14 protein-coding genes are annotated in these 15,235 nt (G+C 64.9%); 9 read left to right on the top strand and 5 right to left on the bottom strand.

Annotated elements, in window-relative coordinates; genetic code table 11:
- Window positions 1–74 precede the first annotated feature (74 nt).
- The gene (locus BMX36_RS07790) at window positions 75–1,304 is read right to left on the bottom strand and encodes a pyridoxal-dependent decarboxylase, exosortase A system-associated (RefSeq protein WP_093064321.1); all 1,230 of its coding nucleotides are present in this window, start codon (window positions 1,302–1,304) and stop codon (window positions 75–77) included.
- Entirely contained in the window at window positions 1,301–2,845 is a 1,545-nt protein-coding gene (locus BMX36_RS07795) for an AMP-binding protein (protein WP_093065378.1), read from the bottom strand. Before BMX36_RS07795 ends, BMX36_RS07790 begins: the two co-directional genes overlap by 4 nt.
- Before the next feature lie 78 nt (window positions 2,846–2,923).
- Here BMX36_RS07795 and BMX36_RS07800 point away from each other — a divergent pair, with 78 nt between their 5' ends.
- From BMX36_RS07800 to BMX36_RS07810, 3 genes are read left to right on the top strand one after another with little or no spacing between them, the layout of a single operon-like run.
- On the top strand, window positions 2,924–3,196 hold the full coding sequence (locus tag BMX36_RS07800) for an acyl carrier protein (RefSeq protein WP_066781872.1): 273 nt from the start codon (window positions 2,924–2,926) through the stop codon (window positions 3,194–3,196).
- A gap of 3 nt (window positions 3,197–3,199) precedes the next feature.
- Window positions 3,200–3,868 carry an alpha/beta hydrolase family protein gene (locus BMX36_RS07805; RefSeq protein WP_093064323.1) on the top strand — a complete coding sequence of 223 codons (669 nt, stop codon included), beginning with the start codon at window positions 3,200–3,202 and terminating at the stop codon, window positions 3,866–3,868.
- 39 nt (window positions 3,869–3,907) lie between these two features.
- Window positions 3,908–4,693: a hydrolase 1, exosortase A system-associated gene (locus BMX36_RS07810; RefSeq protein ID WP_093064325.1), complete on the top strand. Its 786-nt coding sequence runs from the start codon at window positions 3,908–3,910 to the stop codon at window positions 4,691–4,693.
- Here BMX36_RS07810 and BMX36_RS07815 read toward each other — a convergent pair.
- Together BMX36_RS07815 and trxB are read right to left on the bottom strand one after the other, a co-directional pair.
- Window positions 4,680–6,188: a S10 family peptidase gene (locus BMX36_RS07815; protein ID WP_093064327.1), complete on the bottom strand. Its 1,509-nt coding sequence runs from the start codon at window positions 6,186–6,188 to the stop codon at window positions 4,680–4,682. The two genes, BMX36_RS07810 and BMX36_RS07815, sit on opposite strands and share 14 nt — an antisense overlap.
- Before the next feature lie 123 nt (window positions 6,189–6,311).
- Complete coding sequence (trxB, locus tag BMX36_RS07820; RefSeq protein WP_093064329.1) at window positions 6,312–7,280, bottom strand: thioredoxin-disulfide reductase; 969 nt, start codon at window positions 7,278–7,280, stop codon at window positions 6,312–6,314.
- 149 nt (window positions 7,281–7,429) lie between these two features.
- Between trxB and BMX36_RS07825 the strand changes: the two genes are divergently transcribed.
- Together BMX36_RS07825 and BMX36_RS07830 are read left to right on the top strand one after the other, a co-directional pair.
- The gene (locus BMX36_RS07825) at window positions 7,430–8,812 is read left to right on the top strand and encodes a leucyl aminopeptidase family protein (protein ID WP_093064331.1); all 1,383 of its coding nucleotides are present in this window, start codon (window positions 7,430–7,432) and stop codon (window positions 8,810–8,812) included.
- 51 nt (window positions 8,813–8,863) lie between these two features.
- Window positions 8,864–9,337 (top strand): nuclear transport factor 2 family protein, encoded by a 474-nt coding sequence (locus tag BMX36_RS07830; protein WP_177179051.1) that lies wholly within the window; start codon window positions 8,864–8,866, stop codon window positions 9,335–9,337.
- Window positions 9,338–9,486: 149 nt separating this feature from the next.
- Here BMX36_RS07830 and tpiA read toward each other — a convergent pair whose 3' ends face one another.
- Window positions 9,487–10,221 carry a triose-phosphate isomerase gene (gene tpiA / locus BMX36_RS07835; RefSeq protein WP_093064335.1) on the bottom strand — a complete coding sequence of 245 codons (735 nt, stop codon included), beginning with the start codon at window positions 10,219–10,221 and terminating at the stop codon, window positions 9,487–9,489.
- 83 nt (window positions 10,222–10,304) lie between these two features.
- Here tpiA and BMX36_RS07840 point away from each other — a divergent pair, with 83 nt between their 5' ends.
- From BMX36_RS07840 to BMX36_RS07855, 4 genes are read left to right on the top strand one after another with little or no spacing between them, the layout of a single operon-like run.
- Window positions 10,305–12,248 (top strand): peptidylprolyl isomerase, encoded by a 1,944-nt coding sequence (locus BMX36_RS07840; protein WP_093064337.1) that lies wholly within the window; start codon window positions 10,305–10,307, stop codon window positions 12,246–12,248.
- Window positions 12,232–13,740 carry an anthranilate synthase component I gene (trpE, locus tag BMX36_RS07845; protein ID WP_177179052.1) on the top strand — a complete coding sequence of 503 codons (1,509 nt, stop codon included), beginning with the start codon at window positions 12,232–12,234 and terminating at the stop codon, window positions 13,738–13,740. Before BMX36_RS07840 ends, trpE begins: the two co-directional genes overlap by 17 nt.
- Window positions 13,737–14,054, top strand: a complete 318-nt coding sequence (locus BMX36_RS07850; protein WP_093064339.1) for a YciI-like protein — start codon at window positions 13,737–13,739, stop codon at window positions 14,052–14,054. The genes trpE and BMX36_RS07850 overlap by 4 nt, the downstream gene beginning before the upstream one ends.
- A 41-nt stretch (window positions 14,055–14,095) precedes the next feature.
- The gene (locus BMX36_RS07855) at window positions 14,096–15,217 is read left to right on the top strand and encodes an alpha/beta fold hydrolase (protein WP_093064341.1); all 1,122 of its coding nucleotides are present in this window, start codon (window positions 14,096–14,098) and stop codon (window positions 15,215–15,217) included.
- Window positions 15,218–15,235 lie beyond the last annotated feature (18 nt).

Genomic DNA, 15,235 nt, shown 5'->3' on the forward strand with positions numbered 1-15,235 from the left:
CCATCGGTACAGGGAGGGTTATCCCCTACCGGTTTCTGCCAACTTCCTCTTGAAAGTAAGAGGTGAAGATAGCGTTAGGAGCGCCGAACAACCACCTCGGTGGGGGACGGGTGTCCCAAAAAGGCACTGGGGCTGGCCGTTGCGCCATACGCCCCCGCCAGAAAGATCGCGATCACATCGCCTACGTCTGCCGTTGGCAGGGCCACGCGATCTGCCAGCCGGTCGAGCGGGGTGCACAAGCATCCGACCACCGACACCTCATCCTGCGCTGTCGCTCCCAGCCGCTGGGCAACCGCAACCGGATAGTTTCGGCGCACGACCGTGCCGAAATTCCCGCTGGCAGCCAGTTGATGGTGAAGGCCACCGTCGACGATCAGGAAGGTTTCGCCGCGGCTGTCCTTTCGATCCACGATCCGCGTCAGGTAGACACCGGATTCAGCGACCAGCCACCGCCCCAGTTCGATGGCAAACGACGTGCCGGCCAAAGCAAGCGATGAAGCACGGATGTTCTCCGCCAGCGCATTGCCAATCGCATGGAGATCGATCGGCAAGTCGCCCGCGAAATAGGGCACGCCGAACCCGCCGCCCAGATTGACCAAAGGTGGCCGGTGCCCAGCTTCAACGCTCAGGCGCTCCGCCAGCATCAGCGTTGCCGCCTGCGTCTCGATCAACGCCTGGCTGTCCAACGCCTGGCTTCCGGCGAAGATGTGGAATCCCCGCCAATCGGCACCGGCGCGAACGACCTCCTTGACCAGCGCGGCCGCGCGCTCGGCATCGACGCCAAAGGGTGACGGTCGCCCGCCCATCTTCATGCCGGAGCCTTTGAGCTCCATGTCGGGATTGACCCTCACCGCCAGTCGCGGCGCGATGCCTAACCGGTCCCCGATGATGATCGCGCGAGCCGCTTCGCCCTCGGACTCGACGTTCAGCGTGGCGCCGGCGGCGATGGCGGCCTCGAGCTCAGCATCGCGCTTGCCTGGCCCCGCAAAGCTGATCGCGTGAGCGGGCTTAACCGCACATGCCTTCTGCAATTCGCCCGCGGACGCGACATCAAGTCCGTCGACCAGAGGTGCAACCACCTCCAGCAATCCGGGATGCGGGTTCGCCTTGATGGCATAATGAAGGTCGACTGCCGGGAACGCCGCGCGGAACGCATCGACCCGCGCCGCCACGATCGCCGGATCATAGACGAATAACGGCGAGCCGAACTCGGCGACCCAGGCGCTCGTAGCACGCCCGCCGATGATCAGCTCGCCGGTCTGCGTGGCGAACTCCGGCGGCAAGGGGCCGAACGGCTTGCTCATTCTTTTGGGTCCTGCGCCAGTGTCGTCCGCTCGCCATTTTGGTCGTGAACAAAGGCGCGAATGGCCGCGCGGTCCAGCTTGCCGTTGGCATTGCGCGGCAACGTCTGGAGCCAGTGGAACCGGGCAGGCTGCATGAAATTCGGCAGGTCGCGCCGCAATCGATCGCGCAGGCCACTTTCCCGTGCTTGATCCCCTCGCAGCACCAGCACAACGGCCTGGCCCAGACGCGTATCCGGCACGCCGACCGCGACCGCTTCCGCCGCCTCGCCGCCCGCCATCACCGCTTCCTCGAGTTCCCCGGGGCTGATCCGATTGCCCGCTGACTTGATCATCTCATCGTCTCGCCCGACGAAACGCAGCAGGCCATTTTTCTCCAGGATCGCACTGTCGCCGGACCAGACAGCGGTCCCCCCATATTGTGAAAAGGCCGGAGCAGGCCGAAACCGCTGCGCAGTACGCTCCGGATCCTGCCAATAGCCCTGCGCCACCAACGGCCCTGCATGGACCAGTTCGCCTGGCTCGCCGACCGCCGCTCGCGCACCGGTCGCGTCAACGATCATCACCTCGGCGTGCGGGATTTCCTGTCCGATCGACTCCGGGTGGAAGTCGACCAGGGCCGGATCGAGGAACGTTGACCGGAAGGCTTCGGTAAGGCCGTACATTGGATATAAATCCGCTTCAGGGAACCGCTGCCGCAAGGCGCGAACCATGCGAATGGTCAGCGCGCCGCCGGAATTCGTAAGGCGGCGCAGCCGGTTAGCGGCCGCGTCGGGCCAGTCCGTTTCGAGCAGTTGCACCCACAGCGGCGGCACGCCGGCAAGCGTTGTCGCGCCCACGCGCTCCACCGCTTTCACCACGTCGCGCGGCGTCAAATAATCTAGCGGGGCAACCGATGCGCCCGCGAGCCAAGTGGAGAACAATTGGTTCTGACCATAGTCGAAGCTAAGCGGCAACACGCCCAGAACAACATCATCGGCTGCAAGGCGCAGATAATGCGCGACACTGTTCGCCCCGAGCCAAAGGTTCGCATGGCTGAGCATGACGCCCTTCGGCCGCCCCGTGGACCCCGACGTGTAGAGAATGGCGGCAAGAGCGCTCGTGTCGCCCCCTGATCGCGGAAGATTGTCTCCAACCCCGGCGGCATGGTGAACGGCCACCTGGGCTACATCCTGCGGCTCCAGCGTCGCTGCGCGTGCAGGCTGGGTCAAAAGCAACCGCGCCCCGCTGTCTGCCAGGATATGGGCGACTTGAGCCCGCTTCAACAAAGGGTTGACGGGAACATGGATCAGCCCTGCCCGCGCCGCCGCCAGCGGCATCAGGCAAGCCTCCCTCGTTTTCGGAAGCCACGTGGCCACGCGGTCGCCAGCCGCCAGCCCCTGTCCTGCAAGCCGCTGTCCTGCCAGCCAGCCCGCCAGCCTGCCGACCTGCTCCTCGGCATCGGCATAGGTCAGCACGCCCGCACGATCGACCAGCGCCGGGGCACTGCCGTCGCCCATCAGGACATGATCTATTCGCCGGGGCGTCTCATCAACCGCAACCATCAGCCTGTCATAGCGCCGGGGCGTTGCGGATTTCATCCCCCCGGCTTAACGGCACTTAAGAATTTTGAGGGGACGCAGGTGATTCCGGAAGGCAAACCCGAAGTCGACGCAACCGTTCGCGCCGTGCTCAAGGACGTACTTGCCCTGTCTGACGAGCGTGTCTCGGCCTTTGATGATTCGACGCCGTTGTTCGGTGCGCTTCCGGAACTCGACTCCATGGCGGTCGCCGGCGTTCTGACCGAGATCGAAGATCGGCTCGGGATCGTTATCGATGATGATGAGGTCGATGGGGATATGCTCGAGACCTTTGGCGCTCTCACCACCTTTGCCGCCAGCAAGTCGCTGGTCTGAGCCATGGCGGGCGCGCCCGGCCCGCGCATCGATTATTATGATTGGGCCGGCGGACGCGAAATGATGCTCTGCTTCGGCCCGGAAAGCGGGCCGCGCGTGATGGCCGCATTGCCGCTGTTCGAAGAAGGCAACCGGACTCGCGCCGCTTTGGTCGACGTGCTTCGACAATTGGCGGCACGCGGGATCGGCGCTGCCCTCGCGGACCTGCCGGGCACCGGTGAAAGCCCCATCGAAACGAAAGATGCCGCCCTTCAGACCTGGAGAGACGCGTTTGCGGCCGCCTGCCGGCACGTGAGAGATCCGGTGCATATTTGTGCCTGGCGCAGCGGTGCGTTGGTCGACGGTGACGCTGATGCTGCCTCGCGCTGGTATCTGTCACCTCAAACAGGTGAGGGATTGGTCCGCGAACTGACGCGTGTGCGAGCATTGGCCGGCAGCGCCGACGTGGCAGGCAACATAGTGTCGGACGAGATGTTCGCGGCGCTGGCATCGGCGCAGCCCATGACGAGCGGCCCGCTTCGGGTGGTGCGCCTCGACAGTGACACCAAGGCGGCGGACCGGAAATTGGCCGGTCGGGCGCTATGGCGGGGCAGCGAGCCAAGTACCGACGCTGCTCTACAAAGCCTTGTCGCGGACGATCTTTTCGCCTGGATCAAAGCTCAGCCCGGATGATGATCTTCGTCATCGATCCGCGTCGCGGATGACCCGTAGATGACCGCTCGCCGTCACATCGCCTTTCCCGTTGCCGAAGAAATGCTCTTCGGCACGCTGGACCAAGCCATGGGTGGGACCGGTTTGCTGATCGTCACCGGCGGGAACGAGATCAGGGCTGGCGCCCATCGCGGCATGGCGCTTCTCGCGAGACGCCTCGCAACCACGGGAACGCCGGTGTTCCGTTATGACCGTCGCGGTGTGGGCGACTCGGGTGGGCGGAACGGCGGTTTCGAAAGCGCGCGCGAGGACCTTCTTGCCGCCGCCGCCATATTTCGGGCGAACGCGCCACAGGTGAAGCGCCTGGTCGGCTTCGGCAATTGCGACGCCGCGACCTGCCTCGCCTGGTGGGGTCGGGAAGCAGGCTGCGACGCGGTGATCCTCGCCAACCCCTGGGTCGTGGAGGGCAGCTCGACCCTTCCCCCGCGCGCCGCGATCAAGGCACACTATCTTTCTCAGTTGCGAAGCCCCTCCGCCTGGAAGCGGATTGCGACACGCGGCCTCTCGCCGCGCAAACTCATCGCCGGATTGCACAGGCTCGCTGTCCCCGAGATCGAAGAGGATCTTACCACTCGCACCATGCGGGCGATCACGGATTGGCACGGAGACGCAACGATCATTCTGGCCGAAAGCGATGGAACCGCCGTCGCCTATGCCGATGCGGCGCGGCGCGCGGGGATTGCCCCGCGCACCGTCACCATTCCCACCGGGTCACACAGCTTCGCTCGGCCGGAGGATGGCGAGGCCCTGGAGCACGCCATCCGGACCGTTCTTAGCGAGCTTTGATAAAGGCTCGCACGTCAGCGGAAAGCTTCCGCAAATCCTCATCGCGAACGTACATCATGTGGCCGGCATTGTACCAATGCCAGGTGATCCGGCCGTCGTTCGGAATCCCGGTCCGGCTGAGCGAATATTCAGCGCCGAAGAACGGCGTTGCGAAGTCGTAATAGCCCTGGCCGACGAACACGCGCAGCCCACTGTTCTCTCGCATGGCCCGGCCGATGTAAGGCGCGACGTTGACATATCCCGCCCCGCCGCGCGGGCCGCCGATCTGCCAGTCCCAGTCCCGAACGCCGCCGATCGACACATAGGTTAGGTCCGGCGAATATTTCAGCGTTTCGCGGGCATAAGCATTCATCGCTGCGGTATAGGCACCATCGATCGCGTAGAAGCTCGGATCATTGTCCGGCTCCTCACCGGCATTGTCGTAATCCTTGCCCAGGTATCGCGTGTCGAGACGACCGATCGTCTGCCCACGATCGCGCAATAGCTCCTTGTAGAAACGACCAGGCGCAAGCCGCAGATCGGCGCGCGCGAGATAGTCCTGCGACACCCCGGTGTAGCGCGAGAGCTGCGGCAGGACCGCCTGCCGTTCCTCGGCGCTCAGCGCATTCCCCTTCAGCAGGGCTGCGGCATATGGGCCGATGGCAAACGCCTTCGCCTCTGCAACGAACTGTTCCACCGTCGCCGGACGATCGGCAACCTTGTTGTGATACCAGGCCGTGGCCGCCATCGATGGCAGGTTGGTGATGTAGCCGATCTCGTTGCCCGGCGTATCTGCCGCCGCGCTCAGATCCAGAATCGAAGAGATGAGGATGATCCCGTTCACCGAAACATCGGTGTAGGTTCCTTCAAGCTCGTTGATGACGGCGGCGGACCGGGTCGTGCCGTAGCTTTCACCGCCGATGAACTTCGGGGCGTTCCAGCGTCCATGCTCGTTCAGCCACAGCCGGATGAAGGCCGCCATGGACTTGGCATCCTTGGTAACACCCCAATAATCCTTCGGATCGGTCTTCCCAAGTGCGCGGCTGAAGCCGGTGCCTACCGGATCGATGAAGACGATATCGGTAACGTCCAGCAGCGAATCGACATTGTCGACGATCGGATAGGGCGGCGCGCCATCGTCGCGCGCGTCCGACGGAATTACCACGCGCTTGGGCCCGAAAGCGCCCATATGCAGCCACAGCGACCCGGAGCCTGGCCCGCCATTCCACAGGAAGGTCACCGGCCGTTTCGGATCGACCGGCCCCTCCTTGATATAGCTGTAAGACGTGATGGCAGCGAGCGGCTTGCCATCCTTGTCCTTCAGGTACGTTTCACCGGCGATCGCACGATAGTTGATGCGCGTGCCACCGAAAGTTCCGCTGTGGCGGGTGATAGAAACTACCGGCGGCGGGATCACCGCATCATCGGCGCGTTCAGTCTTGGTCTCGGGCCTATTTTGTGCGGCAAGCGGCGCGGCAATGGCGGCGGTAACCGCCAGTACGAATTTCAGCTTCAAGCAACCCCCCAGATGTCTGTCGTGCCGGGCATCTTGCGATCCCCAACGATGCGCACCGTTGTGCACTCTGGCGTTTGCGACACCAGCGTCAACGGAACAAGCCCGGCCCGACGAATTGGGAACTTATTCGGCTGCCTCCGCCATCTTCTCGAAATCGGCTTCCGCCAGGAAGCGCTCCGCATCCAGCGCGGCCATGCAGCCGGTACCCGCTGCCGTGACGGCCTGACGATAGACCTTGTCCATCACGTCGCCGCACGCAAAAACGCCGGGAACGCTGGTCCGCGTGGAGCCGGTCTCGACCTTGATGTAATGGTCCTCATCAAGCTCCAGATGGCCACGGAACAACTCGGTTGCCGGGTGGTGGCCAATCGCGACGAAACCGCCCTCGACGTCCAGTCGGGAATGCTCGCCCGTCACAGTGTCGCGCAGGTCAAGTGCGACGAGCCCGGCATTGCCGCCGCCGTCGACGAACTCCCGAACTTCCTTGTTCCACAGAACCGTGACGTTCGGGTGAGCAAACAACCGTTCCTGCAAAATCCTTTCTGCACGCAGGCTGTCGCGGCGATGGATCAGCGTCACGTCATCGGAGTGGTTGGTCAGATACAATGCCTCCTCGACCGCGGTATTGCCGCCGCCGATCACCGCGACCTTTTTCCCGCGATAGAAGAAGCCATCGCACGTCGCGCAGGCGGAAACGCCCTTGCCCTTCATCGCCTCTTCGCTGGGCAGGCCCAGCCACTTCGCCTGCGCGCCGGTGGCCACGACCAGCACGTCGCCCTCGTAAACGTCGCCGCCGTCGCCGGTGAGGCGGAAAGGCCGGCGCGTCAGATCAACCGCGACGATCGTGTCCCACATCAATTGCGTGCCGACATGTTCGGCCTGCTTCTGCATCTGCTCCATCAACCACGGACCCTGGATCACATCCGCGAAGCCCGGATAGTTTTCCACGTCGGTCGTGGTCATCAGCTGACCGCCGGGCTGGATGCCCTGAACCAGAATCGGCTTCATCCCGGCGCGCGCACCATAGATGGCTGCGGAAAGTCCAGCCGGGCCGGACCCGAGGATGAGCATGCGAGTCGAATGTGTCGTCATGCGCCCGATGTAGGATGCGCGGTGGATCAAGGGAACCATTCGGCCAGGGCCCGCTTGCGAGCTCCGGGGCGGACGGGCATGTCCGAAGGCCGACACAGACTCGTGCTTCCGAAATCCTCCATCTGCCCGGAGGAGAGACAAAGGCTGCAATGACCGACTTCAGCTCCTTCCTCGCACCCGATCTGGGCCAGCCAGCACGCCTCATTCATGTCGTCCATCCGGATGATTTTGCCGAGTGGCTGGCACAGCAACCCGCCCGCAGCCGAACCGCCGTTGCCGCCAGCAAGGTGACGGGAAAGGCCGGCAACCGCGCCATTCTCCCCGGTGACACGGCGGAGGACTGGTCGATGCTGCTGGTCTGCAACGAAGCGGAAAGTTCGCCTTGGCGGATCGCATCCCTTGGCGATGGCCTGCCGGAGGGCACCTATCGCCTTGCAGCGGGAGAGCCCGGTGCCGCCATGCTGGGGTGGGCGCTCGCACAACACAAATTCACGCGCTACCGCACGACCGAACCACACGGCCCGCGCGTGCTGCTGTCCGGCGAACCGGCTCGTATCGAAGAGATCGTCCGCCTTGCCGAGGCGACCGCGTGGGTCCGTGACCTTGTCGACACAGGCGCGTCGGACCTTGGCCCGGCCGAACTCGAGGCAGTGGTAGAGGCGCTGGCGAAGAAGCATGGCGCTGCGTTCAGCTGCATCAGGGGTGACGCACTCGCCGAAGGCTATCCCATGATTCATGCCGTGGGGCAGGCCGCAGTGAAGAGCCGTGCCCCGCGGCTGATCGAACTTGAATGGGGCAATCCGGCGCATCCCCGGATCGCTCTGGTCGGCAAGGGCGTGTGCTTCGATTCGGGCGGCCTCGATATCAAGCCGTCCTCCGCCATGCGGCTGATGAAGAAGGACATGGGCGGCGCCGCGCACATGATCGCGCTGGCCAGCCTCGTCATGGCCGCCAAGCTGAAGGTGAGGCTGCACCTCCTGATCCCGGCAGTGGAAAACGCGATTGCCGGCGATGCCTTCCGACCCGGAGACGTGTTGCGCACGCGGCAGGGGCTGACCGTGGAAAACACCAACACCGACGCCGAAGGTCGCCTGATCCTGGCCGATGCGCTCACCAAAGCGGCCGAAAGTGCGCCGGAACTGATCCTCGACTATGCCACCCTGACCGGCGCGGCGCGCGTCGCTCTCGGACCGGATCTGCCGCCGGTCTTTGCCAATGACGATGGCCTGGCTGCGGATTTCCTGGAGGCGGCCGCGGCATCCCATGATCCGATGTGGCAATTGCCGCTGTGGGACGGATATGAGGACATGCTGAAGTCGGACATCGCGGACATGGTCAATGCGCCGGACGGCGGCTTTGCCGGTGCCGTCACCGCCGCATTGTTCCTCCGCCGCTTCGTCCCGAAGCAGATCGCCTGGGCTCATGTCGATACTTTCGCGTGGCGCCCCGCCGCCAAGCCGGGTCGGCCAAAAGGCGGCGAGGCACTTGGCCTTCGGGCAGCCTGGGGCGTGCTGAAGAAGCGCTACGGCTGAGGTTCGCGCCGTGGTAGGTTGCCGGACCGCCGAATGGGCCAGGAGACAACCATGCGAAATCTTCTGCTTTGCCTTTCCTTCGCTACCGCCAGTCCTGCGTTTGCCCAGGATGAATCAAGCCTGCGCCGGGCCGATGCCGCGCAGCATGAGGCAGCTCGTACCCGCAACGCCGATGCGCTGGCAGCGATGATGCACCCGATGTTTCAGGTGAACTCCCCGGAAGGGGAGATGTGGTCGCGAGAGAAAACGGTGAGCATGTGGCGCGACGGCGGTATCGGTCACGATCGGTTTGACCGCTTCGTGGAGACCACTTCGCTGGACGGAAACGTCGGCGTGGTCGCCGGGCGGGAGATCGTTCAACCCTCGGCAAACAGCGTCGCGGGCAAGCGCCGCGCCGACGGCGGGCGCGCCGTGGAACGCCGCTTCACCAACGTCTGGCTGTGGAAGGACGGCCAGTGGTGGTTCTTCGCTCGTCACGCCAATGAGCGGCCTTTCGTCGGATCGAAGCCACCAGCGGGCCGCTGAGCCACGGTCGGGCCTCGCCGTCGAGATTGGCAAGCTTAAAGTTCCGAATGCGCCCATAAGTTGCGCGCCATCTTCATCAGCTGAAGCCAACCCGGGCATCGGATCGCCGTATTCCGTTCAGCGATCCGATGCTTGAGCCTGTGATTGGATCAGCGGATGGCGGCCGTGATGATCGGGCCGAACTTCGCCGCCGTCAGGCTCGCGCCGCCCACAAGCGCGCCATCAACCTCCGCCGCGTGGAGCAGGCCGGCTGCATTCTCCGCCGTGACCGAACCGCCATACAGCAGACGAATGCCGCTGCCGCCGTCCGCCCCGAGCGCCTCCACCAAGGCACCGCGGATAGCCGCGTGCATCGCCTCCACGTCTTCAACCGTGGCGACCTTTCCAGTGCCGATCGCCCAGATCGGCTCGTAGGCGATCGCCAGCCATTGCCCGTCCGCGTCCGCCGGAAGAGACGCAAGGACCTGCGCCGTCACGACTTTTCCCGCTTCACCGGCTTCCCGCTGCTCCAGCGTCTCGCCCACGCACAGGATCGCGTCCAGGCCATGGCGGTGGCAGGCTTCCGCCTTTGCCTTCACATCGGCATTCGTCTCGCCCTGCGCTTGGCGGCGTTCCGAATGACCCACGATGGAGAAAGCGGCGCCGGCCTCCTTGATCATCGCAGCGGAGACGCAGCCGGTGTGCGGGCCGCTGTCGGCGCCGTGAACATCCTCGGCACCGATCGGAAATTCAGCACGCTGCGCAGCGGGTTGGATCAGGGTGGCGGGCACTGCGACAGCAACATCAACACGCGGGTCGATCGAATTCGCGATGGCGTCAAGCTCAGCCAGGGCCGCGAGATTGCCGTTCATTTTCCAGTTCCCAGCCACGAACTTGCGACGCATGCTCTCTCCCCCTTGTCGGTTGCGCCGTTGCGGTAACGAAGAGCCGCCCTTAAAGCGAGCGCCGTTCAACGGATTGGCGCTGCATGCTCGGGTTCTTTCGACGTATCATTCATTCGCGCTTCGGCATCATCATCACGATGGGCGTGCTGGGCGTCATCGCCCTGGCGTTCGCGCTGGGCGACATCACTGGCCTGCAAAGCGCCGGGGTCAGCGGCGCCACCGTCGCCAAGGTCGGTGGGGAGAGCGTTTCCGAGACCGATCTGACGCGCCGGGTGCAGGATGAACTGCGCGGTGCGCAGCAGCGCAATCCTTCCGTCGACATGAGCCAGCTTTTGGCCGCCGGCGGCGTGGAAAGCGTATTGGATCGGATGCTGAACGGCCTCGCGCTGCAGGAATTCGGCGAAGATCAGGACATGGTGGTAAGCCGTGCCCTGGTCGGCAGCGAATTGCGCAACATCCCCGCGCTTCAAGGGCCGACCGGCAAGTTCGACCAGACGATCTATGAGCAGGTGCTGGCCCGCAACCGCCTGACCGATGCGCAGGTGCAAGCCGATATCGCCCGCGAAACCATGGTGCAGTTCCTGCTTCGCCCGCAGATGGGCGCCAGCCAGGTTCCGCAGTCGCTGGCCCTCCCCTTCGCCTCGCTGATGCTGGAGCGTCGCGCGGGTCAGGTGGCGCTGATCCCTGCGTCCGCCCTCACTGCTGGCGGCGCGCCGACCGACGCGGAAATTCAGGATTGGTACAAGCGCAACGTTTCGCGATATTCGCTGCCAGAGCGCCGCGTAGCCCGCTACGCGATCGTGACGCCCGAAACGGTGAAGGCGCGCGCCATCCCGACCGATGCGGAAGTCGCCGCTGCCTTCAACGGCGACAAGGCGCGCTGGGCCGCCCGCGAGACCCGCTCGGTTTCGATCGTTACCGTGCTTGATCAGAAGGCAGCCGCCGCACTCGCGGACAAGATTCGTGCTGGCACCTCCGTGGCGGACGCGGCACGCGCCGCCGGCCTGGAGGCACGCCGGCTTGAGGCCCAGGACAAGCAGGCGCTGACCAAGGCAACCTCCGGTGCTATCGCCGAGGCCCTGTTCGGCGCGCAGCGTGGCGGCGTGATCGGCCCGGTGCGCGGACCGATCGGCTTTGTGGTCGGCAAGGTGGATGCCGTTGCGCAGGTGGCCGGCAAGTCTCTGGCCGAAGCGCGCCCGACCATTGTCGAGGAATTGACCCAGAAGAAGACCGCAGACGCCCTCGCCTCCATCCGTGACGGTCTGGAGGATGCGATCGCCGACAATGCCAACTTCTCCGAACTCGTTGCCGATCAGAAGCTGACGGCGCTGACCACGCCCGCGCTGACGGCAACGGGCGGCGACCCGGAAAAGCCGGCGGCTCAGCCAGATCCCGCGCTGCTGCCGATCCTGTCCGCCGCGTTCCAGTCCGAGGAAGGCGATGATCCTCAGGTAGTGCAAACGGCGGCCGATGGCAGCTTCGCGATCGTCGCGCTGGACCGGATCGTCCGCGCGGCACCGCGCCCGCTCGCTGCCGTGCGTGATCAGGTGGCGCAGGACTTTGCCGCCGATCGCGCCCGCCGTGCAGCCCGTACCGCGGCCAGCAAGGCGCTCGCCGCGATCAACGAGGGTACGGCAATTGACAAGGCGCTCGCCGATGCCGGCGCACGTGGCGGCAAGGTTGAGCGGGTGGTAGCAGCCCGTTCGCAGGTGAACGCGGACCCACGCGGCCCCAATCCGGTGCTGGCGCTGATGTTCAGCATGAAGGGCGGAACGGCCAAGATGCTGGAATCACCGACCGGTAATGGCTGGCTGATCGTGAAACTGGAGCAGATCACACCGGGCGACGCCGCCAAGATGCCGCAGGTCCTCGCCGCGACACGCCAGGACCTGGGCCGTGTGGTGGGCGGCGAATATGCTCAGCAATTCACCGAGGCCGTGAAGAAGGCGATGAACGCCAGTCGGAATCCCGATGCGATTGCCCGTGTGAAGGCCAGCCTCGCCGGCCAAGGTGGTTCCAATCCGTAACGCTGCCGCCCGTCAGGCGCTCGCGCAGGGGCGCCCGGCGCTGATATGGCGGCGCCGGATCGCGGATACTGAGACGCCGGTCGCGGCGGCGCTCAAGCTGATCGAACCGGGCCGCGGCGACTTCCTGCTGGAATCGGTTGAGGGTGGTGCGGTGCGGGGGCGGCACAGCCTGATCGGGCTTGCCCCGGACCTCGTGTTCCGCGCGCAAGGCAGTCGCGCCGCCATCAACCGCAGCTGGCTCGCCGATCGCGAGGCGTTCGAGCCTTGCGAAGCGCCGACACTAGCGGCGTTGCGCGATCTGGTCGCTTCTTGCCGCATGGACGTGCCGGAGGAGCTGCCTCGGGCGCTGGCGTGCCTGGTCGGCTATTTCGGCTATGAGACCATCGGCCTTGTCGAGGATCTCCCCGCGCCCAAGTCCGATCCTTTGGGGCTGCCGGACATGATGTTCGTGCGGCCAACGGTGATCCTGGTCTTCGATCGCCTTGCCGATGCCTTGTTCCTTGTCGCGCCGGTATGGCCGGACTCGAGCCGGACGGAGGATGCGATCGTCGCGGCTGCGGAGGATCGGCTCGACGCAATCGAAGCACGCTTGGAGAAGACCGCGCTGCCGCCGCGCGTGCGCGGTGAACCAGCAGATATCGCGCTGACTCCCGTGCTGCCCGAGGGCCGATATGGCGAAATGGTCAGGGCGGCGAAGGAGTATATCGTCGCGGGCGATATCTTTCAGGTCGTGCTTGCCCAGCGATTTACCACACCGTTCGCATTGCCGCCGTTTGAACTCTACCGCGCGTTGCGGCGGATCAATCCCTCGCCTTTCCTCTATCACCTCGACCTGCCTGGTTTTGCGCTGACGGGTTCGAGCCCCGAGATCCTGGTCCGAGTGCGCGATGGTGAAGTGACGATCCGGCCAATTGCCGGAACACGGCCGCGCGGAAAGACGGCGAGCGAGGATGAGGCAAACCGGAACAGCCTGCTTGCCGATCCGAAGGAGCGGGCGGAGCATCTGATGCTGCTGGATCTCGGCCGCAACGACGTTGGCCGCGTCGCCGCCGCAGGGTCTGTCATTGTGACGGACAGCTATACCGTCGAATTCTACAGCCACGTGATGCACATCGTATCGAACGTGGTCGGCCGGCTCGATCCGAAGCGCGATGCCATCGACGCCCTCTTCGCCGGCTTCCCGGCTGGAACGGTGAGCGGCGCGCCCAAGGTGCGGGCGTGCCAGATCATCGCCGAATTGGAAGGCGAGAAGCGCGGCGCCTATGCCGGCGGCGTGGGCTATTTTTCCCCTGACGGATCGATGGACTCCTGCATCGTGCTGCGCACCGCCGTCGTGAAGGATGGCACCATGCATGTTCAGGCGGGTGCCGGCATCGTCGCAGATAGCGACCCAGCCTATGAGCAGCGCGAGTGCGAAGCCAAGTCCGGCGCGCTTCTCGCCGCCGCCCGGGAGGCAATAGCGCAGGCGAGTGCTGGCGGATTCGGGCAGTGAATGCCCCCACCCACCAGCTGCTGATCTACGACCTGGCGCCTGATTATCTCAGCCGGCGCGGACAGTTTCGCGAGGAGCACCTGCGGCTGGCTTGGGAAGCGGCGGACCGAGGTGGATTGGTGCTGGGCGGGGCAGTTGGCGATCCCGTGGAATCGGCGCTGCTGCTATTTCGAGATCGCGCTAGCGCGGAAGCGTTCGCCGCGGCCGACCCCTATGTCTCGCAGGGGTTGGTCCGCTCATGGCGTGTCCAGCCCTGGCTCACCGTGGTGGGGGCCGATGCCGCCACGCCGCTGCGCCCCGGCACGGACGTGTAACGACCCTTTTCCCAGCGCCGTACCGTCGATAGGCTACTCCGATGCGCTTTCTTCCGCTTCTCGCCCTGCCCGTCGCGCTTGCGACTGCACCGCCCGCTTCGGCCCAGATCACCCAGCCCCTGGCCACTCCCGCCAACCCAGCGCCGGCTCCCGCGTCCTGGCCAACGAGGGAAGGCGACGTCACCCTGCCTTCGTTTCGGTTCAACACGGGCGAGACCATGGATGTGCGGATCCACTACACAACACTGGGCTCACCCCGGCGCGGCGCCGATGGGCGGATCGAAAATGCCGTGATGGTGCTTCACGGCACCGGAGGATCAGGCAAGCAGTTCCTGTCGCCGCAATTCGCCGACGAACTTTACGGCCCCGGCCAGCCTTTCGACATTCGCACGCATTATGTGATCCTGCCGGACAATATCGGGCATGGCGCTTCTTCCAAGCCATCCGATGGCAAGCGCATGGCCTTTCCCAAATATGATTATATCGACATGGTCGCGGCGCAGAAGGCCATGCTGGAGAAGCTGGGGGTCACGCGGCTGAACGTGATCCTGGGCACGAGCATGGGCTGCATGCATGCGTTCGTCTGGGGCGAGACCTTTCCCGGCTTTGCGGAGCGGCTCGCGCCCTTCGCCTGCCTGCCGGTACCCATTGCGGGGATGAACCGCATGTGGCGCAAGCTTCTGATCGATGCGATCCAGGCCGATCCGGCGTGGAACGGCGGCAATTATACCAGCCAGCCGGAGCAGGGCCTGCGCACCGCGGCGAGCCTGTCCATCATCGCAGGCTCGAACCCGTTGGCGCTGCAGACGCAATATCCCACCCGCGCCGCGGCCGAGACGTTCCTGGCACAGGCGTTCGCCCGCAACAGCGCCGGCCGAGACGCCAACGACTATATCTATCAGGTGGATGCGTCCCGAAATTACGATCCGTCACCGGCGCTGGAGAAGATCAAGGTACCGGTGCTTTGGATCAACTCGGAAGACGATTTCATCAATCCCGCTGGTTATGGCATCACCGAACCAGCCGCCAAGCGCATGCCGCGAGCCACGTTCCGGCTGATCAAGGCGACCCCGGAGACGAAGGGGCACGGCACGCATACTTGGGCGAAGTTTTGGAAGGCCGATCTTGCCCGGCTGATGGCGGCGCCGGCCGGCGAGCCGTAAGTCTGACCATATCAGCCC

Origin of the sequence: Sphingomonas sp. OV641 (genome assembly GCF_900109205.1) — a bacterium.
Taxonomy (GTDB): domain Bacteria; phylum Pseudomonadota; class Alphaproteobacteria; order Sphingomonadales; family Sphingomonadaceae; genus Sphingomonas.

Coding starts and splice junctions, on each gene's coding strand:
- BMX36_RS07790 (WP_093064321.1), bottom strand. CDS start 1,304: ATGAGCAAGCCGTTCGGCCCCTTGCCGCCGGAGTTCGCCACGCAGACC.
- BMX36_RS07840 (WP_093064337.1), top strand. CDS start 10,305: ATGCTCGGGTTCTTTCGACGTATCATTCATTCGCGCTTCGGCATCATC.
- BMX36_RS07855 (WP_093064341.1), top strand. CDS start 14,096: ATGCGCTTTCTTCCGCTTCTCGCCCTGCCCGTCGCGCTTGCGACTGCA.
- BMX36_RS07810 (WP_093064325.1), top strand. CDS start 3,908: ATGACCGCTCGCCGTCACATCGCCTTTCCCGTTGCCGAAGAAATGCTC.
- BMX36_RS07825 (WP_093064331.1), top strand. CDS start 7,430: ATGACCGACTTCAGCTCCTTCCTCGCACCCGATCTGGGCCAGCCAGCA.
- BMX36_RS07805 (WP_093064323.1), top strand. CDS start 3,200: ATGGCGGGCGCGCCCGGCCCGCGCATCGATTATTATGATTGGGCCGGC.
- trxB (WP_093064329.1), bottom strand. CDS start 7,280: ATGACGACACATTCGACTCGCATGCTCATCCTCGGGTCCGGCCCGGCT.
- tpiA (WP_093064335.1), bottom strand. CDS start 10,221: ATGCGTCGCAAGTTCGTGGCTGGGAACTGGAAAATGAACGGCAATCTC.
- BMX36_RS07830 (WP_177179051.1), top strand. CDS start 8,864: ATGCGAAATCTTCTGCTTTGCCTTTCCTTCGCTACCGCCAGTCCTGCG.
- BMX36_RS07795 (WP_093065378.1), bottom strand. CDS start 2,845: ATGGTTGCGGTTGATGAGACGCCCCGGCGAATAGATCATGTCCTGATG.